This window comes from Neisseria sp. WLZKY-1 (assembly GCF_046546535.1).
Taxonomy (GTDB): domain Bacteria; phylum Pseudomonadota; class Gammaproteobacteria; order Burkholderiales; family Neisseriaceae; genus Neisseria.
On sequence record NZ_JBKGTW010000008.1, the window covers coordinates 44,877 to 70,747 of the forward strand.

General features: G+C 58.9%; 26 protein-coding genes. 15 read left to right on the top strand and 11 right to left on the bottom strand.

From position 1 onward, the window contains the following. The first annotated feature begins 58 nt into the window (after positions 1 to 58). The 4 genes from tsaB to ACLD9W_RS04040 are packed head-to-tail and all read left to right on the top strand — an operon-like array spanning position 59 to position 2,291. Positions 59 to 739 carry a tRNA (adenosine(37)-N6)-threonylcarbamoyltransferase complex dimerization subunit type 1 TsaB gene (tsaB, locus tag ACLD9W_RS04025; protein ID WP_410840834.1) on the top strand — a complete coding sequence of 227 codons (681 nt, stop codon included), beginning with the start codon at positions 59 to 61 and terminating at the stop codon, positions 737 to 739. Beyond that, on the top strand, positions 736 to 1,179 hold the full coding sequence (gene rimI / locus ACLD9W_RS04030; protein ID WP_410840805.1) for a ribosomal protein S18-alanine N-acetyltransferase: 444 nt from the start codon (positions 736 to 738) through the stop codon (positions 1,177 to 1,179). Before tsaB ends, rimI begins: the two co-directional genes overlap by 4 nt. After that, positions 1,173 to 2,015: a uracil-DNA glycosylase family protein gene (locus ACLD9W_RS04035; protein ID WP_410840806.1), complete on the top strand. Its 843-nt coding sequence runs from the start codon at positions 1,173 to 1,175 to the stop codon at positions 2,013 to 2,015. The genes rimI and ACLD9W_RS04035 overlap by 7 nt, the downstream gene beginning before the upstream one ends. 57 nt (positions 2,016 to 2,072) lie before the next feature. Further along, positions 2,073 to 2,291, top strand: coding sequence for a hypothetical protein (locus ACLD9W_RS04040; RefSeq protein ID WP_410840807.1), 219 nt, complete (start codon positions 2,073 to 2,075; stop codon positions 2,289 to 2,291). 369 nt (positions 2,292 to 2,660) lie between these two features. On the opposite strand, the gene ACLD9W_RS04045 is transcribed toward ACLD9W_RS04040, so the two are convergent. From ACLD9W_RS04045 to ACLD9W_RS04065, 5 genes are all read right to left on the bottom strand, one after another. Next, positions 2,661 to 3,149, bottom strand: a complete 489-nt coding sequence (locus ACLD9W_RS04045) for a hypothetical protein (RefSeq protein WP_410840808.1) — start codon at positions 3,147 to 3,149, stop codon at positions 2,661 to 2,663. Positions 3,150 to 3,222: 73 nt separating this feature from the next. Next, positions 3,223 to 3,636, bottom strand: coding sequence for a DUF2750 domain-containing protein (locus ACLD9W_RS04050; protein ID WP_410840809.1), 414 nt, complete (start codon positions 3,634 to 3,636; stop codon positions 3,223 to 3,225). Positions 3,637 to 3,653: 17 nt separating this feature from the next. Further along, positions 3,654 to 6,044 carry a DNA topoisomerase (ATP-hydrolyzing) subunit B gene (gene gyrB, locus ACLD9W_RS04055; protein WP_410840810.1) on the bottom strand — a complete coding sequence of 797 codons (2,391 nt, stop codon included), beginning with the start codon at positions 6,042 to 6,044 and terminating at the stop codon, positions 3,654 to 3,656. Between the two features lie 264 nt (positions 6,045 to 6,308). Next, positions 6,309 to 6,869: a hypothetical protein gene (locus tag ACLD9W_RS04060; RefSeq protein ID WP_410840811.1), complete on the bottom strand. Its 561-nt coding sequence runs from the start codon at positions 6,867 to 6,869 to the stop codon at positions 6,309 to 6,311. A gap of 180 nt (positions 6,870 to 7,049) precedes the next feature. Beyond that, entirely contained in the window at positions 7,050 to 7,625 is a 576-nt protein-coding gene (locus ACLD9W_RS04065) for a TMEM165/GDT1 family protein (RefSeq protein WP_410840812.1), read from the bottom strand. Positions 7,626 to 7,692: 67 nt separating this feature from the next. Between ACLD9W_RS04065 and ACLD9W_RS04070 the strand changes: the two genes are divergently transcribed. The 3 genes from ACLD9W_RS04070 to mscL all read left to right on the top strand — a co-directional run bounded on the left by ACLD9W_RS04070 (position 7,693) and on the right by mscL (position 9,112). After that, a complete protein-coding gene (locus ACLD9W_RS04070) occupies positions 7,693 to 7,911 on the top strand; it encodes a hypothetical protein (RefSeq protein WP_410840813.1) in 219 nt (72 codons plus the stop codon). 17 nt (positions 7,912 to 7,928) lie between these two features. Beyond that, positions 7,929 to 8,531: a vancomycin high temperature exclusion protein gene (locus ACLD9W_RS04075; protein WP_410840814.1), complete on the top strand. Its 603-nt coding sequence runs from the start codon at positions 7,929 to 7,931 to the stop codon at positions 8,529 to 8,531. 140 nt (positions 8,532 to 8,671) lie between these two features. After that, the gene (mscL, locus tag ACLD9W_RS04080; protein WP_009425129.1) at positions 8,672 to 9,112 is read left to right on the top strand and encodes a large conductance mechanosensitive channel protein MscL; all 441 of its coding nucleotides are present in this window, start codon (positions 8,672 to 8,674) and stop codon (positions 9,110 to 9,112) included. Positions 9,113 to 9,184: 72 nt separating this feature from the next. On the opposite strand, the gene ACLD9W_RS04085 is transcribed toward mscL, so the two are convergent. The 4 genes from ACLD9W_RS04085 to lysS form a co-directional block, all read right to left on the bottom strand. Continuing rightward, on the bottom strand, positions 9,185 to 9,748 hold the full coding sequence (locus ACLD9W_RS04085; protein ID WP_410840815.1) for an L-threonylcarbamoyladenylate synthase: 564 nt from the start codon (positions 9,746 to 9,748) through the stop codon (positions 9,185 to 9,187). A 106-nt stretch (positions 9,749 to 9,854) separates the two neighbouring features. Beyond that, a complete protein-coding gene (locus ACLD9W_RS04090) occupies positions 9,855 to 10,442 on the bottom strand; it encodes a UbiX family flavin prenyltransferase (protein ID WP_410840816.1) in 588 nt (195 codons plus the stop codon). 161 nt (positions 10,443 to 10,603) lie between these two features. Beyond that, complete coding sequence (locus tag ACLD9W_RS04095; RefSeq protein WP_410840817.1) at positions 10,604 to 13,498, bottom strand: Eco57I restriction-modification methylase domain-containing protein; 2,895 nt, start codon at positions 13,496 to 13,498, stop codon at positions 10,604 to 10,606. Between the two features lie 73 nt (positions 13,499 to 13,571). Continuing rightward, positions 13,572 to 15,083, bottom strand: a complete 1,512-nt coding sequence (gene lysS / locus ACLD9W_RS04100; protein ID WP_410840818.1) for a lysine--tRNA ligase — start codon at positions 15,081 to 15,083, stop codon at positions 13,572 to 13,574. 331 nt (positions 15,084 to 15,414) lie between these two features. Between lysS and ACLD9W_RS04105 the strand changes: the two genes are divergently transcribed. The 4 genes from ACLD9W_RS04105 to fabF all read left to right on the top strand — a co-directional run bounded on the left by ACLD9W_RS04105 (position 15,415) and on the right by fabF (position 19,716). After that, complete coding sequence (locus tag ACLD9W_RS04105) at positions 15,415 to 15,786, top strand: adhesin (protein ID WP_410840819.1); 372 nt, start codon at positions 15,415 to 15,417, stop codon at positions 15,784 to 15,786. A gap of 94 nt (positions 15,787 to 15,880) precedes the next feature. Beyond that, positions 15,881 to 17,902 (top strand): prolyl oligopeptidase family serine peptidase, encoded by a 2,022-nt coding sequence (locus tag ACLD9W_RS04110; protein WP_410840820.1) that lies wholly within the window; start codon positions 15,881 to 15,883, stop codon positions 17,900 to 17,902. A gap of 213 nt (positions 17,903 to 18,115) precedes the next feature. Then, a complete protein-coding gene (gene acpP / locus ACLD9W_RS04115) occupies positions 18,116 to 18,352 on the top strand; it encodes an acyl carrier protein (protein ID WP_410840821.1) in 237 nt (78 codons plus the stop codon). 116 nt (positions 18,353 to 18,468) lie between these two features. Next, complete coding sequence (fabF, locus tag ACLD9W_RS04120; protein WP_410840822.1) at positions 18,469 to 19,716, top strand: beta-ketoacyl-ACP synthase II; 1,248 nt, start codon at positions 18,469 to 18,471, stop codon at positions 19,714 to 19,716. 74 nt (positions 19,717 to 19,790) lie between these two features. Here the strand turns inward: fabF and lpxB are convergent, their stop codons facing one another. Next, positions 19,791 to 20,948: a lipid-A-disaccharide synthase gene (lpxB, locus tag ACLD9W_RS04125; RefSeq protein WP_410840823.1), complete on the bottom strand. Its 1,158-nt coding sequence runs from the start codon at positions 20,946 to 20,948 to the stop codon at positions 19,791 to 19,793. A gap of 254 nt (positions 20,949 to 21,202) precedes the next feature. On the opposite strand from lpxB, the gene prfB reads away from it, so the two are divergent. The 4 genes from prfB (at position 21,203) to ruvC (ending at position 23,737) form a co-directional block, all read left to right on the top strand. Then, on the top strand, positions 21,203 to 22,306 hold the full coding sequence (gene prfB, locus ACLD9W_RS04130) for a peptide chain release factor 2 (protein WP_410840824.1): 1,104 nt from the start codon (positions 21,203 to 21,205) through the stop codon (positions 22,304 to 22,306). Between the two features lie 82 nt (positions 22,307 to 22,388). Continuing rightward, a complete protein-coding gene (locus tag ACLD9W_RS04135; RefSeq protein WP_410840825.1) occupies positions 22,389 to 22,820 on the top strand; it encodes a hypothetical protein in 432 nt (143 codons plus the stop codon). Positions 22,821 to 22,901: 81 nt separating this feature from the next. Beyond that, positions 22,902 to 23,201 carry a GIY-YIG nuclease family protein gene (locus tag ACLD9W_RS04140; protein WP_410840826.1) on the top strand — a complete coding sequence of 100 codons (300 nt, stop codon included), beginning with the start codon at positions 22,902 to 22,904 and terminating at the stop codon, positions 23,199 to 23,201. Further along, the gene (gene ruvC / locus ACLD9W_RS04145) at positions 23,198 to 23,737 is read left to right on the top strand and encodes a crossover junction endodeoxyribonuclease RuvC (protein WP_410840827.1); all 540 of its coding nucleotides are present in this window, start codon (positions 23,198 to 23,200) and stop codon (positions 23,735 to 23,737) included. The genes ACLD9W_RS04140 and ruvC overlap by 4 nt, the downstream gene beginning before the upstream one ends. A gap of 73 nt (positions 23,738 to 23,810) precedes the next feature. Here ruvC and ACLD9W_RS04150 read toward each other — a convergent pair. Then, positions 23,811 to 25,871 (bottom strand): tetratricopeptide repeat protein (locus tag ACLD9W_RS04150; protein ID WP_410840828.1); only part of this gene is annotated, 2,061 nt, incomplete at its 5' end.

Below are 25,871 nucleotides of genomic sequence, written 5' to 3' on the forward strand. Positions count from 1 at the left end.
CATTTCAGACGGCCTCTCCTGCTATAATCCACCCCTTTTCCAACCCCGCCCCGCCGCCATGCAGCCCGATTTTTCCCGCCCCGTCCTCGCCATCGACACCTCCACTTCCGTCCTCTCCCTCGCCCTCTTCGCGCACGGCCGCCTGTTTGCCTGCCACGAAGAAGCGGGCAGCCGCCAGTCGGCGCTGGTTCTGCCGCAGATCGGGCGGCTGTTTGGCGAAGCGGGCGTAACCGCCGCCGATTTGTCGTGTATTGTCTACGCACAGGGACCGGGGGCGTTTACTGGCCTGCGTATCGGCCTGGGCGTGGCGCAGGGCTTGGCCGCGCCCTTCGGCCTGCCGCTGGTGGGCGTGCCGTGTTTGGACGCGGCGGCTTGTCTGGTGCGCGGGCGCGGCGTGCTGGCGGCGGCGGACGCACGGATGGGCGAAGTGTTTTACGCGTGGTTTGACACGGAAAACCGCCGCCGCCTCAGCCCCTATCAGGTCGGACGCGCGGCCGACATCGTGCCGCCCGAGGGCGTATCGTTCACGCACGGCATCGGCAACGCCTTCGCGCTGGCCGATCCGCCGCCTTTTGCCGGGTCGCCCGCCATGCCGATGGCGGCGGACTATCTGCGTCTGGCGCAGACGGGGGCTTACGCGGCAACCGACGCCGCCGACGCCTCGCTGCTCTATGTGCGCGACAAAATCGCCCTCACCGCCGCCGAACAGGCGGCACGCAAAGCGGCGGGCGGCGCATGAATATCCGTGCCGCCCTGCCCTCCGACTGCGCCGCGCTGGCCGCCGTCGACCGCGCCTGCAATCCGTCGCCGTGGTCGGAAAGCCAGTTTCAGACGGCCTTAAACCAAGCCTGCGACACCGTGCTGCTTGCGGAAGCCGACGGCGCGCCCGCCGCCTTTATCGTCTGGCAGACCGTGGCAGGCGAATCGGAGCTGCACCTGATTGCCACCGTGCCCGCCGCCCGCCGCCAAGGTTATGCCGACGCGCTGCTGCGCCGCTGGTCGGCCGACTGCGCCGCCAACGGCGTGAGCCGCCTGCTGCTGGAAGTGCGCGAATCGAACGCTGCCGCACAGTCGCTCTACCGCAAACACGGCTTTTCCGACGCGGCGCGGCGGCGCGGCTATTATTCCCTGCCCGACGGCACGCGCGAAGACGCGCTGATTATGGAGAAAATATGTTAAGCAGCCGCTACCTCCACCTGCACGAAGCGCTCGATCTGGGCCCGATGTGGCTGAAACGGGGCGCGAAACTCGTGGCCGCCGACGCGGAAAACGAACGGCAAACCGACGTTCAGACGGCCGCAACGCACAGGCCGTCTGAAAACACCGCGCCGCCCGCGCCGACGTCAGCCGCGCCCGTTGCCGCGCCCGACCCAACCCGCAACGCCGCCGTTCGGACGGCCGCAACACAAAGGCCGTCTGAAAACGCCCGCGCTGCCGCCATGGCTGCCGTCGGCAGCAGCATAGGCGGCTACTACAAATCGCAGGAGCGCGCCGCGCAACTGGCCGCGCCGCCCGAACGCCGCGCCGCCGAAGCCGCCGCGCCCGTCTTCCGCAGCGTGGCCGAACACAAAGCCGCCCTCGCAGACAGCATCGCCCCCGCCCGCGTGATGGCCGTGTCCGTCTGCCCCGCGCCGGAAGACATCGCCGCCGGACGTCTGCTCGGCGGCGCGGCAGGCGTGCTGCTGGGCAATATGTTCGCCGCCATCGGCCTGGCCGACGCCGACGTGCGCCGCACCAGCTGGCTGCAAAACAGCGAATTTTCCCCCAGCGCCGCGCAAATCGAAGCCGCCGCCACCCGCGTGCAGGCCGAACGCGAGTTGTGCGGCGCATCCGCCGTGCTGCTGCTAGGCCGCTTCGACCACCCCGCCCACGCCGCCGCCCTGCCGCAGGTGTTCGCGGGCATACCCGTGTTCTCCGTCCCCCACCCCGCCCGCCTGCTGCGCCAGCCCGAACTGAAAGCCGCCGCCTGGCAGGAGCTCAAACGCCTGCGGCAGTTTTTGCATGGCGCCGCGTAGGCTGTTTTCCAACCCGTGCAGAGAACGGCGTTTTGCCGCTTCCGTTTGGAGAACACAATGAACAAAAACAACCGCCGCCGCGAGAAAAAAACCGCCGCCAACGAAATCAGGCGGGCGTTTGATGCCGTTTGGGATTCGGACATCGTCAACACCGTGCCCAACTGCGAGCTGATGCGGCTGTGGCGTGATTTTGTCGCCGCCGAAATCCTGCCGCTGGCCGAATCGGACGGCGCGGCGGAAGACTTGGCCTGCCCGCCGCCTTTTCAGACGGCCTGATTACCTCGCACCGGCTGCGCGTTCGCTCCAATATCTCATGGCGCGGCAGCGAGAGCGGCGGCGAGGGGCGCGAACACAGCATACGGCGCATCAGCCGTTTTTTCCTGAGCCCCGATACGACAAGCGAACCTGTCCGCCTGCCGGGCGACATCGGCGAAGACCTGATGCTGCTGTTGCAGGAAATGCACGACATCGACAGCGGCCTGTGCGCCAAGTTCGCCGATTTTCTCTGTGCGGCGGCGGAGCGGAACATAAAGGCCGTCTGAAAAAGGCCGTCCGAAAGCGTGACACGCCCGCGGGCTCTGCGTTTTGTCATGAAAAAGGCCGTCCCTGCCTGTTCGGGCAGGGACGGCCTTTTCGCTTTTTCCGTTAAAACGAAGCATGGCGCAGCAGGTATTTTAGCCACGGCATCAGCAGCGCCGCCACCAGCCCCGCCGCCGCGCCGCAAGCCGCGCCGCGCACGTCCGCCGCTGCCAGACCCGCCAATGCACCGCCGCCCGCCATGCCGAGCAGCCGCCCGCTGGAGCCAAAGAGCGGTTCGCTGCCTGCGTCTTCGGCGTCTTCTTCGATAAAATAAAGGACGAACAGCGTCGCCAAAGCCGCCATTTGCGCAAAGAAAAAGCGCCATGTCGCGGCGGCAAACAGCGTGGCGGAGAGGCCGTCTGAAAAGCCGTTTTCCATGACGGCGCGCACAATTTCCGCTATCAGGGAAAACAGTGGCACCAGCGCGGCAAACGCCGTGACCATGCCGATTGCAAAGAGTTTTTCCGACAGTTTCTCCAAAGGCTTCGCCCGCCGCGCCGACACGGCAGGCCGCGCAGTGTGGACTTGGCGGTTTTTCGTTTTGCGTTTGTTCACGGGCTGTCTCTGCTGTTTGAAGCCGTCTGAAAACCTTGGGATATGGTTTTCAGACGGCCTTTTGCCGTTTGCCTTACAGATACGGCAAATCAAACGCTTCGCCGTAGCTTTCGGCCAGAATGGTGTTGATGCGGGCGGCAAATTCGACGGCGGGCATCACGACGCTGTCAGGACGGGCGGCCACGGGGAAAACGCTGATGCCGTATCCCTCTTCGGCCAGCCACGGAACGCTGTCCTGCAAAAATTCTTCCAGTTCGAATTCCCACACCGATTCGCCTTCGGATTTCATCATTTCGGCAAATTCCTGCTCCGGCCACACGGGCAGAAAAGTTGCCCCGCCCTCGTCCGCCCAGAAACGGCATTCGCCTTCGTCGTCGGCCAACACATACAGCGTTTCCGCCTCGGCGATGTTTTTCAGTGCGTGCAGGCAGCGTTTGTCGGCCGACAGCTTGAGGATGTTGTCTATGGCTTGTTGCGGGTAGCCCATGGTTTTCCTTAAACGTTTTATGCGTCGATGTTTTGCGCAATCAGGGCGTTGTTTTCGATGAAGGCGCGGCGCGGTTCGACTTCGTCGCCCATGAGGGTGACGAATACTTCGTCGGCGGCGATGGCGTCTTCGATGCGCACTTTCAACAGACGGCGAACGGCGGGATCCATCGTGGTTTCCCAAAGCTGCTCGGGGTTCATCTCGCCCAAACCTTTGTATCGCTGGATGGACATGCCTTTTTGCGCGTTTTGGAGCAGGATGTTCAGCGCGGTTTCAAAGCTGTCCACGTCGTACTCGCTCTCGCCTTTGTAGAGCTTGGCGCCCTCGCCAACCAAGCCTTTGAGCGCGGCGGCGGTTTGGGTGAGGGTTTGGTAGGCTTTGCTGTTGAGGAACTTGGGTTCGATGTAGCTGACCATGACGTTGCCGTGCAGCTTGCGGGTGATTTTGATGAAGCGGTTGCCTTCGTGTCCTTCGATGCGTTCGAGGGCGACTTCTTTTTCGTCGAGCAAACCGGAAAGTTCGGCAACGGCTTTATCGGCGTTTTCAGACGACGTCAAATCGACGGGCGACGCGTGCAGCATGGCGCGCAGGACGAGTTCGTCCACGAAGCGGCTTTCCTGTTCGATGACAGTTTTCGCCAACAGGAATTGTTTGGCGGTATCGGCAAGTTCTGCGCCTTCGATGGTGCGGCCGTCTGAAACGATTTTGGCTTTTTCCAAAGCGAGGCCGAGCAGCCATTGGTCTTTTTCCAGCTCGTCTTTGAGGTAACGCTCCTGCTTGCCGTATTTGGCTTTGTAGAGCGGCGGCTGGGCGATGTAGATGTAGCCGCGTTCGACCAGTTCGGGCATTTGGCGGTAGAAGAAGGTCAGGAGCAGGGTGCGGATGTGCGCGCCGTCCACGTCGGCATCGGTCATGATGATGATGCGGTGGTAACGCAGTTTTTCGGGGTTGAACTCTTCTTTGCCGATGCCTGCGCCCAGCGCGGTAATCAGGGTGGCGACCTCTTGGCTGGCAAGCATTTTTTCAAAACGGGCTTTTTCGACATTCAAGATTTTGCCTTTGAGCGGCAAAATGGCTTGGAATTTACGGTCGCGGCCTTGTTTGGCTGAGCCGCCTGCGGAATCGCCCTCGACCAGATAAAGCTCTGACAAGGCAGGGTCTTTTTCTTGGCAGTCGGCAAGTTTGCCGGGCAGCCCCAAGCCGTCCATCACGCCTTTGCGGCGGGTGATTTCGCGGGCTTTGCGGGCGGCTTCGCGCGCGCGCGCGGCATCGACGATTTTGCTGGTGATGATTTTGGCTTCGTTCGGATTTTCTTCGAGGAAGTCGGTTAGTGCTTGGTTGATGACTTCGTTGACGACGGGACCGATTTCGCTGGAAACCAGTTTGTCTTTGGTTTGCGACGAGAATTTGGGGTCGGGCAGTTTGACGGACAACACGCAGGTCAAACCTTCGCGCATATCGTCGCCTGCGGTTTCAACTTTGGCTTTTTTGGCGACTTCGTTGGCTTCGATGTAGCTGTTGATGGTGCGCGTCATCACTTGGCGCAATGCGGTCAGGTGCGTACCGCCGTCGCGTTGCGGAATGTTGTTGGTGAAACACTGCACGTTTTCCTGGTAGCTGTCGTTCCACTGCATGGCGCATTCGACGCTCATGCCGTCTTTTTCGCCGAATGCGTAGAAGATTTTTTCGTGTAACGGCGTTTTTTTGCGGTTCATGTATTGCACGAACCCTGCCACGCCGCCGGAAAGGGCGAAGCTTTCATGTTTGCCATCGCGTTCGTCGGTTAATTCGATGTCCACGCCGTTGTTCAGGAAGGAAAGTTCGCGGATGCGTTTGGCAAGGATGTCGAAGCTGTATTCGACATTGCCGAAGGTTTCCGCGCTGGCGAGGAAACGCACGGTCGTGCCTTTTTTGTCAGAGTCGCCGACAACTTTCAACGGCTCTTCGGTTTCGCCGCGTACGAAGCGGACGAAGTGTTCTTTGCCGTCGCGGTAGATGGTCAGCGTTACCCAGTCGGACAGCGCGTTGACGACGGACACGCCCACGCCGTGCAGGCCGCCGGAAATTTTATAGCTGTTGTTGTCGAACTTGCCGCCCGCGTGCAATACGGTCATGATGACTTCGGCGGCGGAGCGTCCTTCTTTCGGGTGGATGCCGGTGGGCATACCGCGCCCGTTGTCTGCCACGCTGACGGAATTGTCGGCATGGATGGTTACGGTGATTTTGTCGCAATGTCCCGCCAGTGCTTCGTCGATGGCGTTGTCCAATACTTCGAACACCATGTGGTGCAGGCCGCTGCCGTCTTGTGTGTCGCCGATATACATACCGGGGCGTTTGCGTACCGCTTCCAAGCCTTCGAGCACCTGGATGCTGTCGGCGCCGTATTCTTCGTGTTTTTGCTCTGCCATAGTTTTTACCGTTGTTCTCACTGTCAAGAGGCCGTCTGAAAAACCGCGTGGGAAACGGCTGGCGCAGACGGCGCGAAAGGGGCGGATTATACCTGATTTTGCTGGATTATTCAGCGGCGGCAGTCACAGGGAGGCCACCTGAAAAGCCTTGCGGGACGGGGCGGCGGCCTGTTCGGGCAAACGCCGCCTTTGTGCAGCGCGGATGGGCTAAGGCCGTCTGAAAAACGGGTTTCAGACGGCCTTTTGGGTTGGCGTCGCGCGGACTCAGAACTTTTTCAACTCGCGTTCGATGGCGCGGATATTGGCTTCGCGGTCGGCAACGGCGCGTTGCAGCGTGGCGGTGTTGCCGCCTTTTTTCATTTCCTGTTCGAGGCGGACTTTGGTGCGGACGAGGGCGGCGCGTTCGCTGCTGATTTCGCGTTGCAGGATTTGGTCGCGGCTGAGCTTGGGTTTCACGGCGGCGTAGATCGGCGCGGCGGCGCGGACGGGGGCTTTGGCGGGCGCGGCGGTTTTCACGGCGGCGGTTTGCGGGCGGTTGCGCAGCTTCACCGTCATTTTCGGCGGCGGCGTATTGTCGGCCAGCTGCTGCGCCGAGGGCGGCATCACGAAAATGTCGCCGGCAGACGCGTCGCCCCAAACGTCGGTTTTGTCGGCCGGCGCTTGTTCCGCTGCAGAGTCGCGCGGCTGCGATTCGCGACAGGAGGCGTCAGTTTTTTCGCTGGAATAAGTGACGGACGTGCCGCTGCCGCAGACATAGGTTGCGCCGTGCGAGAGCGGGGCTGCGCCGAGGGCAGCGAGAAAAAGAGGCAGGTAAAACAGTTTCATAGCGGTTGGCTTGGTGGAACGAAGGCTCGGATTATAGCGGCGCAAGCGTAAATTTGGGTTTGGAGTGTTTAAACGCTTGTCGGCATCAGGCCGTCTGAAAACACGGCTGCAAGCAAGTCGAAACCGCCTTTTTAGAAACGCCATTGCCGCGCAGGCGGGGCAGCCTTTTGCCTGCCGCGTTCAGCCCAAGGCGATGCCGCCGCCGCACAGCGTCAGCACGCCCATCGCGGCGAACAGGGCGCAGGCGGCAAAGCGCACGGTGCGGGCGGGAACGGCGGTAGTGATTTTTTCGCCGAGATAGGCGGCGGGCACGTTGGCCGCCATCAGCCCGATAACGCTGCCCGCCACCACGGCCGTCAGATCGTGGTAGCGCGCGGCCAGCAGTACGGTGGCAATCTGCGTTTTGTCGCCGATTTCCGCCAGGAAAAACAGCACCGCCGTGGCGGCGAACGCGCCGTATTTCAGCCAGCGGCCGTTGTCGCCTTCATCGTCTTTGTCGGGCACGAGCAGCCACAGCGCCACGGCGACAAAGCTCAGTCCGACCGCCCATTTGGCCGTTTCGGGCGGCACACGGGCAAACAGCCACGCGCCGAACAGGGCGGAGGCGAGATGGTTGAGCAGAGTGGCGGCGAAAATGCCCGCGACAACAGCCTTTTTGTCGGCAAAGCGGGCGGCGAGAAACAGGGTGAGCAGCTGGGTTTTGTCGCCGATTTCGGCAATCAGCACGGCCAGCGTGGAGGAGAGGAAGGCTTCCATTCGATATCCCAAAAACCGTGCGGGCAGACAAAAGACACACCAAACGCCCCGCACGGAATGCGTCGGTATGCCCCAAGTCTTGCCAGTCTTCCGGCGGGAAGATACCTGCACCATGCCGACCGGCAATTGTGTTGACGCAGGCTCCGCGCGCTGCCTGAAACAGCGCACGGACGGCTACTCCCTCGAGAGCGGGCGCGATTATAGCGGTACAGGCCGTCTGAAAGAAAGCGCCGCCGTGTTTCAGACGGCCTCAAGCGTGTTATCGTCGGCATTTTGCAGACAATAAAGATAAAGGACACGGACATGGCGAAACGCAGAATGCGGCGCGCGGTTTGCGTGGCGGCGGGCTGCGGCCTGCTTTTGTGGGCGGCGGGCATATTGGCGCTCGATGCGCTGGCACAACGGGCGGCGCAGCCCGTACACGGCGCTCCGACGGCGGGCACGGCAGTGGTGCTCGGCAACGCCGTCAACCGTCACGGCCGCCCCAATCCCTGTCTGCGCAGCCGCGTCGAAGCGGGCGTGGCGCTTTATCATGCGGGCAAAGCGCGGCGGCTCATCATGTCGGGCGGCACCGACGGCGACGGCAGCAACGAAGCCGAAGCCATGCGCGACATGGCAGCAGCCGCAGGCGTGCCGCGCCGCGACATCGCCGTTGAAAACCGCTCGGAAAGCACCTACGAAAACATCGCGTTCAGCCGCGTACTCTTGGGAACGGAAAAACACATTGCCATCGTCAGCGACGATTTCCACCTGCCGCGCGCTCAATGGCTGGCACGCCGCCACTGGCCAGGCAAAAAAGCGCAGCTTTACGCCGCCCCCGACTGCGGCGACTCCGCCCCCAACCGCCTGCGCAAACGCACGCGCGAACTTCTGGCATGGGTCAAAACCGCCGCCCTGCACCGCTGAAAACCGTTTGCACCGCCGCCGCGCCCGTCCGCCGCACATTGCCGAAAACCAACCGAAAATCGCGCCGCCGCCGCACGGGCGGCGCGATTTCTTTAAACTGCCGCCTTTCGTTTCGCAAACATACAAAAAAGGAAAGACAAATGTCGATTAAACAAGAATTTAAAGACTTTATCATGCGCGGCAACGTGGTGGATCTGGCCGTCGGTATGGTGGTGGGCACCGCCTTCTCCGGCATCGTCAAATCGCTGGTGGACGACGTTATCATGCCCCCTATCGGCCTTTTGATCGGCGGCGTGGATTTCTCCAACCTCTTCATCACCCTCAAAGACGGCGTGCCCGCCCCCGAAAGCGGCTACGCCTCGCTGGCCGCTGCCAAAGCCGCCGGCGCGGTCACACTCAACCTCGGCCTGTTTATCAACAGCATCATCAGCTTCCTCATCATCGCCTCCGCCATCTTTATGGTGGTGAAAGCCCTCAACACTCTGAAAAACAAAGTGGAAGCCCCTGCCGACGCCGCCCCCGCCGAGCCGAGCGAAGAAGTGCTGCTGCTGCGCGAAATCCGTGATTCGCTGAAAAAATAAGCGGTAGACAAAAGGCCGTCTGAAAACCTGTTTTACGGTTTTCAGACGGCCTTTTTGCGTGGGATTCAAGGTTTAGCGCAAGCGTTTTCCCGTCGCCCAGTCGGTGATGCGGCTGGGCGTTTTGCTTTGGCCACAGCAGCCGCCGACGATGCGTGCGCTGCGGCCGAATTGGCGGCGGGTTTCGCGCTCGCTGCGGCAGGGGCGCTTGCCCGCACGGTTGCACGAAGTGGACACCAGCGGCGTGCCGAGCAGGCGGCACAGGTCGCGGGCGGCGGCGTGAGCGGGCACGCGCACGGCGAGTTTGCCGCGTCCTTTGCCGCGCAGCAGCGGCGGCAGGTCGGGGGCGGCGGGCAGCAGAAAGGTTTCGCGCGCCGGCCAGATGTCGTGCAGCGCGGCCGCGTCGGACTCGGGCAGCGGACGCAGCAGCGGGCGCAGGCGGGCAAGGCTGTCGCCGATAACAATCATGCCTTTGTGCTGCGGGCGGCGTTTGAGGCGGACGAGCGTTCTGAGTGCTTTGGCATGACGCGGCAGGCAGCCGAGGCCGTAGCAGGATTCGGTGGGATAGGCGATGAGGCCGCCACGCCGCAAATGGTTTTTCAGACGGCCTTTTTCGGCGGCGGAGAGGGTGCGTTTCATGGTTGGGCTTTGTCGGAGGGAAGGGGCGTTTGTATGTTTTGTATGGGGTTTGAGGGCTGGGAGGCCGTTCCCGCCCGCGCGGGAATGACGTTTCTGAAAGCGGGTTTCAGACGGCCTTATCCGCCGCGCCGCCCGTCCATTGCGGGCTGTTGGGAATGTCGAGGCCGAGCAGGCCGAGGGCGCGGGCGGTGCTGTGGGCGACGATTTCTGCGGCGGTTTGCGGGCGGTGGTAGAGGGCGGGCACGGGCGGGAAGACGATGCCGCCCATTTCGGTGACACGGCGCATGTTGTCGAGGTGGGCGAGGTTGAGCGGGGTTTCGCGCACCATCAGCACGAGGCGGCGGCGCTCTTTGAGGGTGACATCGGCGGCACGGGTGAGCAGGTTGTCGGCAAAACCGTGGGCAACGGCGGCTAGTGTGCGCATGGAGCAGGGGGCGACAATCATGCCGTGCACGGGAAACGAGCCGCTGGACACGGGCGCGCCGAGGTTGCCGACAGCGTGGACGGCATCGGCGAGACCGTAGATGTCGTCTTTGCCGTAGGGCGTTTCGAGGGCGCGGGTGAGTTCGGCGCCTTTGCTGACAATCAGGTGGCTTTCGACATCGGGCAGGCCGCGCAGGATTTCGAGGGCGGCGCGGCCGTATTGGAAGCCGCTGGCGCCGCTGATGCCGACGATGATGCGGCGTGTGTGCATGGGAAATTTCCGTTGGTGTTGAGGCCGTTTGAAAAAGGGGGAACGGTTTTTCAGACAGTTTGTTGCAGGCCGTCTGAAAAATGCTGCGGATTCTAACGCGGCAGTGGCAGCCGGGAAAGGCCGTCTGAAAAATGCCTCCGGCCGGGCTTCCTCCGCGCTTTTCAGACGGCCTGTCCGATCAGCGCGATTTCGTCTTCGTTCAGGCCGTAGATTTTGTACACCGCCCGATTAATCCGCTGTTCCAGATTGGCGATGTAGTTGGCTTGGAAATTTTTATCGCTTTCCGACACCGCCGCGCGGGCTTTGGGTTTGGCGGCGAGCATTTGGTCAACCAATTTCACGATTTCGTCGTGCAATGCCTGCTGTGCTTCGGTGCGGATTTTGGGTATGGGCAGTTGCTCAACGTGTGCTTTTTTTACTTCTGCCAAGGCTTCGCCGCGTTCGGGGTTGATTTGGTAATAGCAAAAATTCGCCAGTTTGCTGTTTAACACGCCCAGCAAAAATTTATGGTTGCGCTGTTGGGCGATAACGATGTGCAGATTATTGCGGCAGATGATGTCTTTACCGATAACGGTAGCAATGATGCGGTCTCCCGTTTGGCGCACAACGATTTTTTCTTCGGCTTCAAAAAATGACGGCGTGCGCGGTTCTGCCAGCCATTCGCCGTATTGTATCCAACTGTCTTCGTGCCACAGGTTTTCGTAGCGGTTGATTAGGCTACCGCGCAACAGCGGTTTCCAGTGTTCGCCTGCGGGCTTGGGTTGGTTTTCTTTGACAAAAGGCTTGGTTTCAACGATTTCTTTGGTTTGCTTGGGCTTGCCCTTGCCTTTTTGAAACGGTTTTACGCCAACGGTGGATATAGAGCAGCTTCCCAGCGTTTCTGAGGCAGCCTGAATTTTCTTAAACAGGGCGGTGGCTTCGGGTTTGGCGAGAATGTTGATTGTGCCGCCGTTTTTATCAAAGCCGTTTTGGTCAAGCTGCTGGTAAAACGCCGTGCTTTGGTTTTCGGCAAAGTCCACGTCAAACAGGTTTTTGCCTTTCAGATGGCCTTTTTCAAACACCAACACATGGGTATCCACCACCGCGTCAAAAATATGCTCTTTGCCGTGCAAAATCTTCTGCCAGCGGTAATCGCCCAGCAGATGTTTGCGGATTTCGGTAAACGTTACCGATTGCAACCATGTGTTGGGCACAATCACACCGAGCAGCCCTTTTTCTTTGAGCAGCGCGTGATAGCGTTCCAAAAACAGCAGGTATAAATCGTATTGGTAGTTCTGATGCTGAAAATGCTGCTTGAAATACGCCAGCAGTTCTTTATCGGACACTTTCACATACGGCGGATTGCCCACAATCACGTCAAAACCGCCTGCGTCAAACACATCGGCAAAGGCCGTCTGAAAATCAAACGGGTTCACGCTGCGGCGGATTTCGTCGTCTTGCGCCAGCGCGTCGCCCATCACGTCCATAATCTCGTAGCCCACCAAGGTATTGCCGCACATGATGTTGCGGCTCAGATTGGGCAGAATTTTGTCGGCAAACAATACCTGCATATCGTTTGCGCTGGCCATGGTTTCGTCTTCCAGCAGTTTCAAAAACAGCGAAAGCTGGGTTACTTCGGTGGCTTGCAGGTCGATGTCTACGCCGTAGATGTTGTTGAGCAGAATCTGCTGTTTTTGTTTGATGCCGAGCACCCATGTGCCGCTGGCTTCGTCGAAATGGCAGCCTGCTTTGGGGGCTTGTTTGGGGTATTGGTTGTAGTAGCGGGTGTGGTAGTCGAGCAGGCATTCGTATACGCCGATAAGGAAGCTGCCGCTGCCGCAGGCGATGTCGGCGAATTTGAGCTTGGCGATGTAGTCGGGGTTTTTGCCTGCGATGATTTTGCCGACTGTGTTTTCTACGATGTAGTCCACGATGTATTTCGGGGTGTAAAACACGCCGCCCGCTTTGCGCACTTCGGGCTTTTGTTTAATCGCAGCTTTACCCTCTTCAATCACGATGATGTTGCCCAAAAACCGCTCGTAAATACTGCCGAGAATGTGAATGGGAATGTAGTTGAAATCGTAGGGCGTGTTGGTGTGGTCGAGGTCGGAGGCGATGTCGCGGAAAGCGGTTTCGTCTGCGCCGAGAAAGTCTTTTTCATCGACAAAATGCGGTTTGAACACGATGCCGTTGTATTTGGTGTCCAGCCGTTTGCATTCGGCGATGAATTTCGCCCACGGTTTTTCGGCGTTGGCGATGTTGTGGAGCAGGGTTTCCGGCTCGATTTGCTTGTCTTCCAAAAAGCGCATGAAGACAAGGCGGTCGATGGTGCGCTGGGTGGCTTCGGTAAGCTGGTAGGCGTTGAGCGTGGGGTTGTTTTGGTAAAACGCTTGCGCCAAATGCAGGCGGATGTCGTCGATGTAGCTCAAAAAGCTGTCGTCGATGGAAAGATAGCGTCCGCCCAAAAGGCGCAGTTGTTTGCCGCTGCCTTTGGCTTTGGGCAAATCGGCGATGTAGCGGGCGAGTTTGCCCTCTGCCACGGCTTCGTGCGAAAACAGCCAGTAAAATTCGCCGAAGGTTTCTTCGTTTTCAAAATCGGTGTATTTGAAATAGCGCAACTCGTTTTGCAAAATGGTGTCGAAATCGGGCTTGGCGCGGCAGTCGATGATGACGATTTCTTCAAAGTCGGTCAGCACGGAAACGCCCGTTTGCGCGTTCCAGCCGTATTTGGCGGTTTGGAAATAGCCGTCGCGGTTTTGGCGCAGGGTCAAACTGGGCTTTTTGGCTTCCACGAAAAATTGCACGGTTTTGAAATCGGGTGCAACGGAAAAGGCATAATCGGCGCGTTTTTGTGCTTTTTCTTGGGCTTGGCGTTGGGCTTTTTCTACTTTGACTTCTTGCTCGTAGGGGTTTTTCTGGTGGTCGTGCGCCACGTCCCAGCCCAGCGCGGTAAAGAGTTTGTCGATAAAGTCGGCACGCACTTCGGCTTCTTGGTATTTGGGCGAGCGGTAGTGGGCTTCGTGGGCGTTGAAATCGGCGATGAGTTGTTTGACGGTGTTGTGGGCTGTTTGAAACATGGCTGTTTCTTTGCAAAGTCAGATGTAAAAGAGAAGCCGTCTGAAAAGTTTTCAGACGGCCTCAAACGGGCTGTTACTCCGGCCGCATCTGCGGGAACAGAATCACGTCGCGGATGCTTTGGGCGTCGGTGAGCAGCATCACGAGGCGATCGAGGCCGATGCCGCTGCCGCCGGTGGGGGGCAGGCCGTATTCCATGGCGCGGATGTAGTCGGCGTCGTAGTGCATGGCTTCGTCGTCGCCCGCGTCTTTTTGTGCGACTTGGGCTTTGAAACGGGCGGCTTGGTCTTCGGGGTCGTTCAACTCGGAATAGCCGTTGGCCAGCTCGCGGCCGACGACAAACAATTCAAAACGGTCGGTCAGGCCGGGCTTGGTGTCGGAGGCGCGCGCCAGCGGCGACACTTCCACCGGATAATCGATGATGAAAGTCGGGTTCCACAGTTTGCCTTCGGCGCAGCCTTCAAACAGAGCCAGTTGCAGGCTGCCGATGCCGGGCGCGGGCGGCAGGCTTTCGCCCAGGCGCACGATTTCTTTTTTCAGCCACGCTTCGTCGAAAAGCTGCTCGTCGGTGTAGCGCGGATTGTATTTTTTGATGGCTTCCAAAATCGTCAAACGCTCAAACGGGCTTTCCAAATCGACTTCTTTGCCGTTGTAGCTGATTTTAGCCGTACCGCAGACGGCCTGTGCACAGGCGCGGATGACTCCCTCGGTCATTTCCATCATGCGCTCGTAGGTGCAGAAGGCTTCGTAAAATTCCATCATGGTGAATTCGGGGTTGTGGCGCGTGCTCATGCCCTCGTTGCGGAAGCTGCGGTTGATTTCAAACACGCGCTCCAAGCCGCCCACCACCAAGCGTTTCAAATACAGCTCGGGCGCGATGCGCAGATAGAGCGGCATATCCAGCGCGTTGTGATGGGTTACAAAAGGCTTGGCCGTGGCGCCGCCGGGAATCGGGTGCATCATCGGCGTTTCCACTTCGAGATAACGCTCGTTCACCATATAGTTGCGTACGGTTTGGATGATGCGGCTGCGTTTGATAAAGGTGTCGCGCGATTCGGGGTTCACAATCAGATCGACATAACGCTGGCGGTATTTCGCCTCTTGGTCGGCCAAACCCTTGTGTTTGTCGGGCAGCGGGCGCAGGGATTTGGACAACAGGCGCACGTTGGATACGCGCACGGTCAGCTCGCCGTGGTTGGTTTTGAACAAAGTACCTTCCGCACCGACGATGTCGCCCATGTCCCAATGTTTGAAGTCTTCGTGCGCCGCCTCGCCCACGCCCTGATTGTTGATGTAGAGCTGGATTTGGCCGGTGGCATCCTGCACGGTGGCAAAGCTGGCCTTGCCCATCGCGCGTTTGAGCATCATGCGGCCGGCGATTTTTACCGGGATTGCCTGCGGGTCGAGTTCTTCTTTGCTTAAGGCATCGTATTTTTCATGCAGCTCGGCAGCGAAGCTGTCGCGTTTGAAATCGTTGGGGAACGCGATGCGTTCGGCGCGGATGGCGTTGAGTTTTTCGCGGCGGATAGCGATGATTTGGTTTTCGTCGATATGGGCTTCTTCGGCGGGATTGTGCTGTTCGGTCATGTTTTTTACCTGATAAAAAACAGGCAGTTGAATCTGCCTGCGGATAAAGAAAATTTACGCGGATTTTACGCGCTTTTCCGTATTTTTGAAAGACAGGTCGTCTGAACGCTGCGGCGGGGAAACGGGAAGAAGCCCCGTTCCGTAGGGCATCGGGCGGTTTCAGACGGCCTCTGTCTGTGTTAAAAGCTATCGTCCCATGTTTTTCCGTTTACAGAAATTATCCGAATACCTTTGCTTTTTTAACAGAAAAAGCCTTAGTATGGCGGCGCTTTTGCGGCGGGTGTCTGCCGCAAAGGATTTTCATCCAATCTACTTTATTGAGGATACACATATGAAACTGTTGTCTGCCGTCGTACTGTCTTCCCTAGTTGCCTTCAGCGGCACCGCCATGGCCGAAACCGGCAATCCCACCGTCAGCAAAAAAACCGTCAGCTACCACTGCCAGCAGGGCAAACGCATCAACGTGACCTACGGTTTTAACAAACAAGGCCTGCCCAACTACGCCGTTGCCCGCATCAACGGCCGCAACCGCACCATGGACATCAACCTCGACCGCTCCGACAATGTGGACACTTACTTCATCGACGAGGGCGGCTACACTCTGAGCACCAGCGAGATGAGCACCAAAACCTACCGCAAGCAGCCCATCATGATCACTTCGCCGAAAGACGAAATCCTGTTCAAAAGCTGTACGCCCCGCTGATTGTGCATCAAGCGCAGAGGCCGTCTGAAAACGTTTCAGACGGCCTTTTTGTTTATAATCGCGCCCTTTTCTTCTTTTCAGACGGCCTCACACCATGCCCGAGCAACACGATCCGTTTTCCCGTTTCCACAATCTTTCCGACCCCGCCACACAGGATTTCGCCCGCGCCGCCCATGCCGAAACGCTGGCGCGCTTTGCCAACGACGACGCCTTTTGCGCCCTGCGCGACGACATCGCCCAAGCCATGCGCGACGAGCGGCAGATTCCGTTTTGCCAGGAACACCGCGCGCGGATGTACCATTTTTACCAGAGCGAAGACTTTCCCAAAGGCGTCTACCGCGTCTGCTCCGCCGCCTCCTACCGCGCCGGTCTGCCCGATTGGGAAGTGCTGTTTTCCGTGGCCGATTTCGACGAAATTTTGGGCGACGATGTTTATCTCGACGGCGTGTCGCACTATGTCGAACAGCCGCTGCGCGTGCTGTTGAGCCTGAGCGCGGCGGGCGGCGACGCGGCCTACACGCTGGAATTCGATTTGGCCGGGCGGCGCATCGTCGAAAACGGCTTCCACTTTCCGGCGGGCAAAAACCATATTTCGTGGCGCGACGAAAACAGCGTCTGGGTCTGCCCCGCCTGGGACGAACGCCAGCTCACCGAATCGGGCTATCCGCGCCAAGTGTGGCTGCTCGAACGCGGTCAGGCGTTTTCAGACGGCCTGCCCGTGTTGCAGGTAGCGGAAAACTGGATGATGGCCAACGCCTGGCGCTACCTCGACGGCCTCGGTTCGCCCGTCGACCTGATCGAAGCGGCGGAAGGCTTTTTCACCAAAGACTATTACCAGGTGCTGCCCGACAACAGCACCGTCAAACTCAAACTGCCGCGCGACTGCGACATCGTCGGCTACACCGCAGGCCAGCTGCTTGTGCAACTGCGCGAGCCGTGGCAGCGGGCAAACCAAAGCTATCCGGCGGGCGCGCTGGTGGCGGTGAATCTGAACAAAGGCGTGCTGGGCGAGGCGGCGCTGCTGTTCGAGCCTTCCGACACGCAGGCGGTGGACAGCGTGGAAACCACCAAACGCTTTATCGCCGTGTCGCTGCTGGATAACGTGAAAGGCCGTCTGAAAGCGTGGAAATGGACGGGCAAAACATGGGAAGAACAAAGCCTGCCCGAGTTGCCCGCAGGCGCGTTGGAAATCACCGACCAGCCCTGGGGCGGCGACGTGCTCTATCTGGCCGCCGACGATTTCACCACCCCGCTCACCCTGTTTGCCCTCGATTTGCACGTCAACGAACTGAGCGTGCTGCGCCGCCAGCCCGAACAGTTTGTTTCAGACGGCATCAAAGTGCGGCAGCTGTGGGCAGAGTCGGCCGACGGCACGCGGATACCCTATTTCCATGTCGGCAAAACCGCCGCGCCCGACACGCCGACGCTGGTTTACGCCTACGGCGGCTTCGGCGAACCCGAGCCGCCGCACTACCCCGAAAGCATCGGCCGCCACTGGCTCGAACAGGGGAATGCTTTTGTCGTTGCCAACGTGCGCGGCGGTGGCGAGTTCAAACACTGGCACGCCGCCGCGCAGGGCAGGCACAAACACCGCAGCGCCGACGATCTGCTGGCCGTGGTGCGCGATTTGGCCGCGCGCGGCATGAGTTCGCCCGAACGCATTGCCGTGCAGGGCGGCAGCAACGGCGGCCTGGTTGCCGCCGCCGCCTTCGTGCGCGAACCGCAAAGCATGGGCGCGCTGGTGTGCGAAGTGCCGCTCACCGATATGCTCGCATATACAGAACTCTCCGCCGGCGCCAGTTGGATCGACGAATACGGCGACCCTGCCGACCCCGAAATGCGCCCTCACCTCGCCGCCCTGTCGCCCTACCACAATCTTTCAGACGGCCTCAGCTACCCGCCCGCCCTGATTACCACCAGTCTGTCCGACGACCGCGTCCACCCCGCCCACGCCTTGAAGTTTTACGCCAAACTGCGCGGCTGCGGCGCAAGCACCTGGCTCTACGCCCCCGACGGTGGCGGCCACACCGGCAACGGCACGCAGGAAGAAACCGCCGCCGAGCTGGCCTGCGTGCTGCGCTTTTTGCAGCAGAGCATAGGCGCGGAAAAGCCATGACAAAGGTTAAACACAGGAAAAGCTGAAGGAAAATGCGCTTGTCGGCAAAATCGCCGCCATGCTAAGATGCCCGCGCCTCATGCCCCGCCCAAGCGGATACCCGCAGCGGGGCGTCAAACTAGATGGAAAACTCTAAACCAATCGGGTACAATGCGCCCGTTTTAAGTTTTACATTAACCACCGCCGCAAGGCTTTAAACAAGGACTTACGAATATGTCAAATGTCGAACAAAAAGTGAAAGAAATCGTTGCCGAGCAACTGGGCAAAACCGTTGACGAAGTGAAAAACGAATCTTCCTTCCAAGACGATTTGGGCGCCGATTCCCTCGACATCGTCGAGCTGGTGATGGCTTTGGAAGAAGCGTTCGGCTGCGAAATCCCCGATGAAGAAGCCGAAAAAATCACCACCGTTCAGGCTGCCATCGACTACATCAATGCACATCAGGGCTGATAAGCGGCTTTGACACATTCCGGCCTCTGCGCGCGGGCTTGCCTGCACACAGGGGTCGTTTCTCATTCAACCCGCCGCCGAACAGGCGCAAACGATTCCACAGCGAGCAGATTTATATGAGTCAGCGAAGAGTAGTCATCACCGGCCTCGGGCAGGTATCCCCCGTCGGCAACGACATCCCGACCGCATGGGACAACCTACTGGCCGGCAAAAGCGGCATCGGCCGCATCACCCGCTTTGACGCATCCGACCTCAACAGCCAAATCGCCGGCGAAGTGCGCGACTTCGACATCGGCCAATACATCAGCGCCAAAGAAGCCCGCCGCATGGACGCCTTCATCCACTACGGCATCGCCGCCGCCCTGCAGGCCATCGCCGACGCAGGCCTCGACGACGTTGCCAATCTCGACAAAGACCGCATCGGCGTGAACATCGGCTCCGGCATCGGCGGCCTGCCCAGCATCGAAGCCACCGGCAAAGCTGTTATCGAAGGCGGCGCGCGCAAAATCAACCCCTTCTTCATTCCCGGTTCGCTGATCAACCTCATCTCCGGCCACGTTACCATCCTCAAAGGCTACCGCGGCCCCAGCTACGGCATGGTTTCCGCCTGCACTACCGGCGCACACTCCATCGGCGACTCCGCCCGCATCATCAAATACGGCGACGCCGACATCATGATTGCCGGCGGCGCGGAAGGCGCCATCAGCACCCTCGGCGTAGGCGGATTCGCCGCCATGAAAGCCCTCTCCACCCGCAACGACGACCCCGCCACCGCCTCGCGTCCGTGGGACAAAGGCCGCGACGGCTTCGTCATCGGCGAAGGCGCGGGCATTTTGGTATTGGAAGAACTCGAACACGCCCAAAAACGCGGTGCAAAAATCTACGCCGAACTCGTCGGCTTCGGCATGAGTTCCGACGCCTACCACATCACCGCCCCCAACGAAGAAGGCCCCGCATTGGCCGTAACCCGCGCCCTCAAAGACGCAGGGCTGAACGCCGCCGACGTGGACTACGTCAACGCCCACGGCACCTCCACCCCGCTGGGCGATGCCAACGAAACCAAAGCCCTCAAACGCGCCTTGGGCGAACACGCCTACAAAACCATCGTCAACTCCACCAAATCCATGACCGGCCACCTGCTTGGCGCGGCAGGCGGCGTAGAAGCCGTGTACAGCGTCTTGGCCGTACACAACCAAAAATCGCCGCCCACCATCAACCTGTTTGAGCAGGACATCGAAGCCGGCTGCGATTTGGACTACTGCGCCAACGAAGCGCGCGACGCAAAAATCAACGTCGCCATCTCCAACTCCTTCGGCTTCGGCGGCACCAACGGCACACTGGTATTCAAACGCTTTACCGGCTGACCGTCGGATTTGAGGCAGGCAAAAGGCCGTCTGAAAACCCGTTTTGCGGTTTTCAGACGGCCTTTTTGTGCGTCTCAGATTGCCACGCCCGCTTCTTCCAGCACGTTTTGCGCGGCCAGCGCGGCGGTGTCCTGTTTCAACGTCAGGTGCAGTTCGCGGAAATCGTTTTCCAGCGCGGCGACGGCTTCGGGTGATTCGTACCATTTGATTAGGGCGTCGGCCAGCAGCGCGGGTTTGGCCTTGCTTTGCAGCAGCTCGGGTACGGCTTCGCGGCCGAGCAGGATGTTGGGCAGGCCGACGTGCGGCACTTTGATTTTGCGCTTCACATAGGCGTAGGTGAGCGGCGAGATTTTGTAGCTGATGACCATCGGCCGCTTGCACAGGGCGACTTCCAGCGTGGCCGTGCCGCTGGTGACGAGCACGGCGTCGGCGGCGGTGCAGGCCAGGTCGGTGTGGGTGGTCATCAGCTGGATAGGCAGGCGTTTGTATTCGTCTTTGGCCAGGATTTCGAGCAGGCGCACACGGGTGGCGTGGGTGGCCACGGGCAGCAGGAAGCGGGCGGCGGGCAGGCGTTGCAGCACCAATCTGGCCGTCTGAAAAAAGACCGGTGCCATGTAGTCGATTTCGCTGACGCGGCTGCCGGGCAGCAGGGCGAAAACGGGCGTTTGCGGGTCGAGCTTCATTTTGGCACGGGCGGCGGCGCGGTCGGCATCCAGCGGCAGGGTCTGCGCCATCGGGTGGCCGACAAATTCCGCCCGCCCACCCGCATCGCGGTAGAGCTGCGGTTCCATCGGGAAGAGGCACAGCACGCGGTTGGCCTGTTTGACGATGCTGTTTACCCGCTCGCGCCGCCAAGCCCACACGGAGGGGCTGACGTAATGCACGGTGGCGATGCCCGCCGCTTTCAGACGGCCTTCCACGGCCAGATTGAAATCGGGCGCGTCGATGCCGACGAACACGTCGGGGCGCAGGCGCAGCATATCGGCGGTCAGCCCTTTGCGGATTTTCAGGATTTCGGGCAGGCGTTTCACCACTTCGGCAAAGCCGCGCACGGCGAGTTTTTCCTGATCGTAAAGGCTCTCGAAGCCGAGCTTGGCCATGCGCGCGCCGCCGATGCCGGTAAACCGCGCCTGCGGGCAGCGGGCGCGTATCGCTTCGATCAGGTGCGCGCCGAGCAGATCGCCGGAGGCTTCGCCCGCACACAGGGCGATAAGGGGGGAAGGGGCAGTCATGTGTTTGGAAAAATGTGTTTTTATCAAGGCGGCGCATTGTATAGTGAAACGAAATAGGAAAGATACAAGGCAGCAAGCCGCAGACAGTACCAGGTAGTACGGCAAGGCGCAGCAACACCGTAGATTTTCTATTTCGTTTCACTACACTGGAAAACATGCTTTGAGGCCGTCTGAATACCTTTCAGACGGCCGCAAATGGCGGAAAACGGGCGAATCCTTTAAAATGCGCCCCTTATTCAACAAACAGAACCATCATGGAAGCCGAACGCATCAACCAGCTCAACAACCAGCTCAACGACCTCGAACAGCGCAGCGCCGACATCCGCGACTACATGGACTACCAAGGCAAAAAAGACCGCCTGGAAGAAGTAATCGGCCTCTCCGAAGATCCCGAACTGTGGAACGACCCCAAACGCGCGCAGGAAATCGGCAAAGAACGCAAAATCCTCGAAGGCGTGGTGCTCACCCTCGACGGCATCGCCTCGGGCATCGACGACAACCGCATGCTGATTGAAATGGCCGTCGAAGAAAACGACGCCGACGGCTTCGCCGCCATCGAAAACGACGTGGCCGGTTTGGAAAAACAAATGGCGGATTTGGAATTCAAACGCATGTTCAACCAGCCCGCCGACCCCAACAACTGCTTTATCGACATCACCGCCGGCGCGGGCGGCACCGAAGCCGAAGACTGGGCGGGCATGCTGCTCAGAATGTACAGCCGCTACGCCGAGCGCAAAGGCTTCAAAGTCGAAGTGATCGAGCAGGACGACGGCGAAATCGCCGGCATCAACAACGCCACCCTCCGCCTCGAAGGCGAATACGCCTACGGCCTGCTACGCACCGAAACCGGCGTGCACCGCCTCGTGCGCTACTCGCCCTTCGATTCCAACAACAAACGCCACACCTCCTTTGCCTCCGTCTTCGTCTATCCCGAAGTGGACGACAGCTTCGAAGTGGAAATCAACCCCGCTGATTTGCGCACCGACACCTACCGCGCATCGGGCGCGGGCGGCCAGCACATCAACAAAACCGACTCCGCCGTGCGCATCACGCATATTCCCACCGGCATCGTCGTCCAATCGCAATCCAGCCGCTCGCAGCACGAAAACCGCCGCATCGTGATGGAAATGCTGCGTTCCAAACTGTTCGAGCTGGAAATGCGCAAACGCAACGAAGAAAAACAGGCGCTCGAAGAAGGCAAATCCGACGTCGGCTGGGGCAGCCAAATCCGCTCCTACGTGCTCGACTCCTCGCGCATCAAAGACCTGCGCACCGGCCACGAAGTCGGCAACACCAAAGCCGTGCTCGACGGCGATTTGGACGGCTTTATCGAAGCCAGCCTGAAACAGGGTGTGTAATCCCCAAGGCCGTCTGAAAGCCTGAAAAGTTTTTCAGACGGCCTTCCCTCCCCCCCCCCGAAAAGAAAAAAGGAAACCTGTCATGAAAAAAAGCCTGACCGCCCTTCTCGCCCTCACCGCCGCCGCGCAACTGGCCGCCGCCCCCCTTTCCGCAGCCGACCAGGGCGAATACGTCCTGCTCGACCAAAACGAAAACCCCACCCCCATGCAGATGCAATTCGCCCTCAACGGCAAACAATGGATCATGAACGGCCGCGAAGCGGGCGGCCAATGGCAGCCCGTCTGCCAAGGCACGGGCGAATGCCGCCTCGTCACCTCAGCCAAAGGCGACGTTGAAAAATGGAAAAAACACCTGCCCGCAAGCTGGCAGCCGCACCACTTCGGCTGCATCAACAACACCGCCTTCGCCTTCTGCCGCGTCGACCACGCCACCGAAGCGGGCCGCACCGGCTACTGGTGGTTCGCCCTCACCGACGGCAACATCGTCCCCCTGCCCGTCAACCGCATCAAATAAACGCAGCGGTATCTAACCAGGCCGTCTGAAAAGGTTTCAGACGGCCTTTGCGCCCCATCCCCAACTTTCAGACGGCCTCCCATGACCGACACTGCCACGCCCGACACCGCATGGAGCGTCTACCTCATCCTCTGCGGCAACGGCTCGCTCTACTGCGGCATCAGCAACCGCCCCGCCGCACGCTTTGCTGCCCACCGCAACGGACGCGGCGCCCGCTACACCCGCATGCACAAACCGCAACAAATGCGCCTCACCGACAGCGGCCTCACCAAAAGCGCGGCGCAAAAACGCGAAGCGCAAATCAAACGCCTGGACAAAGCCGAAAAAACAGCACTCTGGCACAACGCCGCCCCGCTCCCCGACACGGAAACCACCGCATGACCGCCCAACCCCTGCGCATCCTCGGCATCGACCCCGGCAGCCGCACCACCGGCTTCGGCATCATCGACATCGTCGGCCGCGAACACCGCTACGTCGCCTCCGGCTGCATCAAAACCATCCCCGGCGACGAACTGGCCGGACGCATCGGCATCATCGTCGAAAACATCGGCCAAATCATCGAACAATACCGCCCGCAGCAGGCCGCCGTCGAAAAAGTGTTCGTCAACGCCAACCCCGCCTCCACCCTCATGCTCGGCCAGGCACGCGGCGCGGTCGTCGCCGCCCTCGTCATCCGCGGCCTGCCCGTCTACGAATACACCGCCCTGCAAATCAAACAGGCCGTCGTCGGCCAGGGCAAAGCCGCCAAAGAACAGGTTCAGCACATGGTCGTGCGCATGCTGCGCCTCTCCGGCACCCCCCAGCCCGATGCCGCCGACGGCCTCGCCACCGCCCTCACCCACGCCCTGCGCAACAACCCCCTCGCCGCCCGACTCAACCCCGACGGCCTGCAAATCAAAGGCGGCCGCTTCCGCTGAACCCGCCCCGCCGCTGTGCCGACAGATAACAAAAGGCCGTCTGAAAAGGTTTCAGACGGCCTTTTGTAACGGTTTACTTATTGCGAAACGGATTCTGCGAACGGCGGATGCTGCCGTTTTTCGCCAGCTCAGGCAATTCGCGTTTGAAAAAATCCGCATACGGCTCCGCACCGGGCGAGAGATAGATTTTGTTTAACGAATCCCGCACCGATACGGAGTATTCGAGATACATCTGCCGCGCGTTCCAATCGGTATGAATACGCTTGTCGTTGAGCAAATCGCCGATATAAATCATGCGGCATTCCTGTTCTTCCTGAAACGCGGCGTGTTTCACCAGATAGCGCAGCGGCTGCAGGATAAAGGCAAGGGCTTCCAAAACATCGTCTTCTGCGTCTTTTGCCACATCGCGCACCATCTGCGCCAGCTTAGCCAAATCGGTTTTGATTTCTTCGGCCAGCCCGTCAATTTTCTTCCGATAAGATTCCCATTGCTTCTCGGCTTTTTCGCAGACAGCCTTATGATCAGCCGCTTTATCGTCGTGCCATGTTTCGGCATAAAAAGTGGCTTTATCGCGGTGGGCAACCGACAGATAGCCGCTTTGCGGGTCAAGATAAATGCAACGAAACAGAGGAAGCTTGGGCAAAGGCTGCATTTCGGCATGATCAGGCTTGCTTTGTCCGCTTTCGCCAAAATTTTGCACTATCGTGTTTAAGTTGGCCGAAAGCATGGCAAACGGATTTTCGCCGCTGAAAAACGAATCATTGAAAACCAGGCTCACCCCCGATGCTTCCTGCCCGTTTTCTTTGCCATACAGTCGGAACTGGTTCAGGCTGTCGTGATTGAAAGTGAAACAACTGAGAAAAACCGCAGCAGCAGGGTTGTCTGCTTCATTGGTGAGCGCGGGCGGCAGCTTGCCGGATTTTTCTACATATTGGTAGAACACCGCCCCTTCGCTGGGGTCATTGACATTTTTGATGGTACTCAGACGAAATTTGGAAGGGCTGTCATGTTTGGTTATCACACCTGCGGTAGATGGGCGGGTGTAGTGGGCAACTTTTGCTTCGGTTATTTTTTTGTTTTTGTTAACCAATAGTTTGAGGATTAGGTTTTCAACAAAATCAGGAATTCTCACCATCCTGATAGCACACTCTGAAGTGCAGTTGGCTATTTTTATTCTGCTTTCAAACTGGTAGTAATATTCCTTATATGTCTTTGTATCTTCTAAATCTTGATATGCAATGTTGCGGAATGCGGCAATTGCTTCTTTGGTATCACCACGCTCTGCTAAAGTAGAACCGAGATTCACTTGTGCTGTTGCATACACTTCCTGAGAATCATTGGGTTGAATATTTTGGTAGGCAGCAATTTCTCCTTCGATATTACCCTGTTTTCTCAAGATACCACTGAGATTAAATTGGGCTTTCGCATACTGTTCGGGCGCATCTTCACGCTTAACGTTTTGGTAGGCAGCCATTGCTCCTTCAGTATCTTCCTGTTCTCCCAAAATAACACCGAGATTAAGCTGAGCTTTCGCATACTGTTCTGGTGAATCTTCACGCTTAACGTTTTGGTAGGCAGCCATTGCTCCTTCAGTATCTTCCTGTTCTCCCAAAATAACACCAAGATTAACTTGAGCTTTTGCATATAGTTCAGACGAATCTTCATGCTTAACGTTTTGGTAGGCAGCTATTGCTCCTTCGTCATCTCCTCGTTTTCCCAAAGTAACGCCGAGATTAAATTGAGCTTTTGCATACTGTTCAGACGAATCTTCATGCTTAACGTTTTGGTAGGCAGCTATTGCTCCTTCGTCATCTCCTCGTTTTCCCAAAGTAACGCCGAGATTAAATTGAGCCATTGCATACGCTTCTGGTGAATCTTCATGCTTAACGTTTTGGCAGGTGGAAACTACTCCGTCGATATCTCCCTGTTCTCCCCAAATAACACCAAGATTAACTTGAGCTTTTGCATATAGTTCGGGTGAATCTTCACGTTTAATGTTTCGGTAGGCAGTAATTGCTCCTTCGGTATCTTCCTGTTCTCCCCAAATAACACCAAGATTAACTTGAGCTTTTGCATATAGTTCGGGTGAATCTTCACGTTTAATGTTTCGGTAGGCAGTAATTGCTCCTTCGGT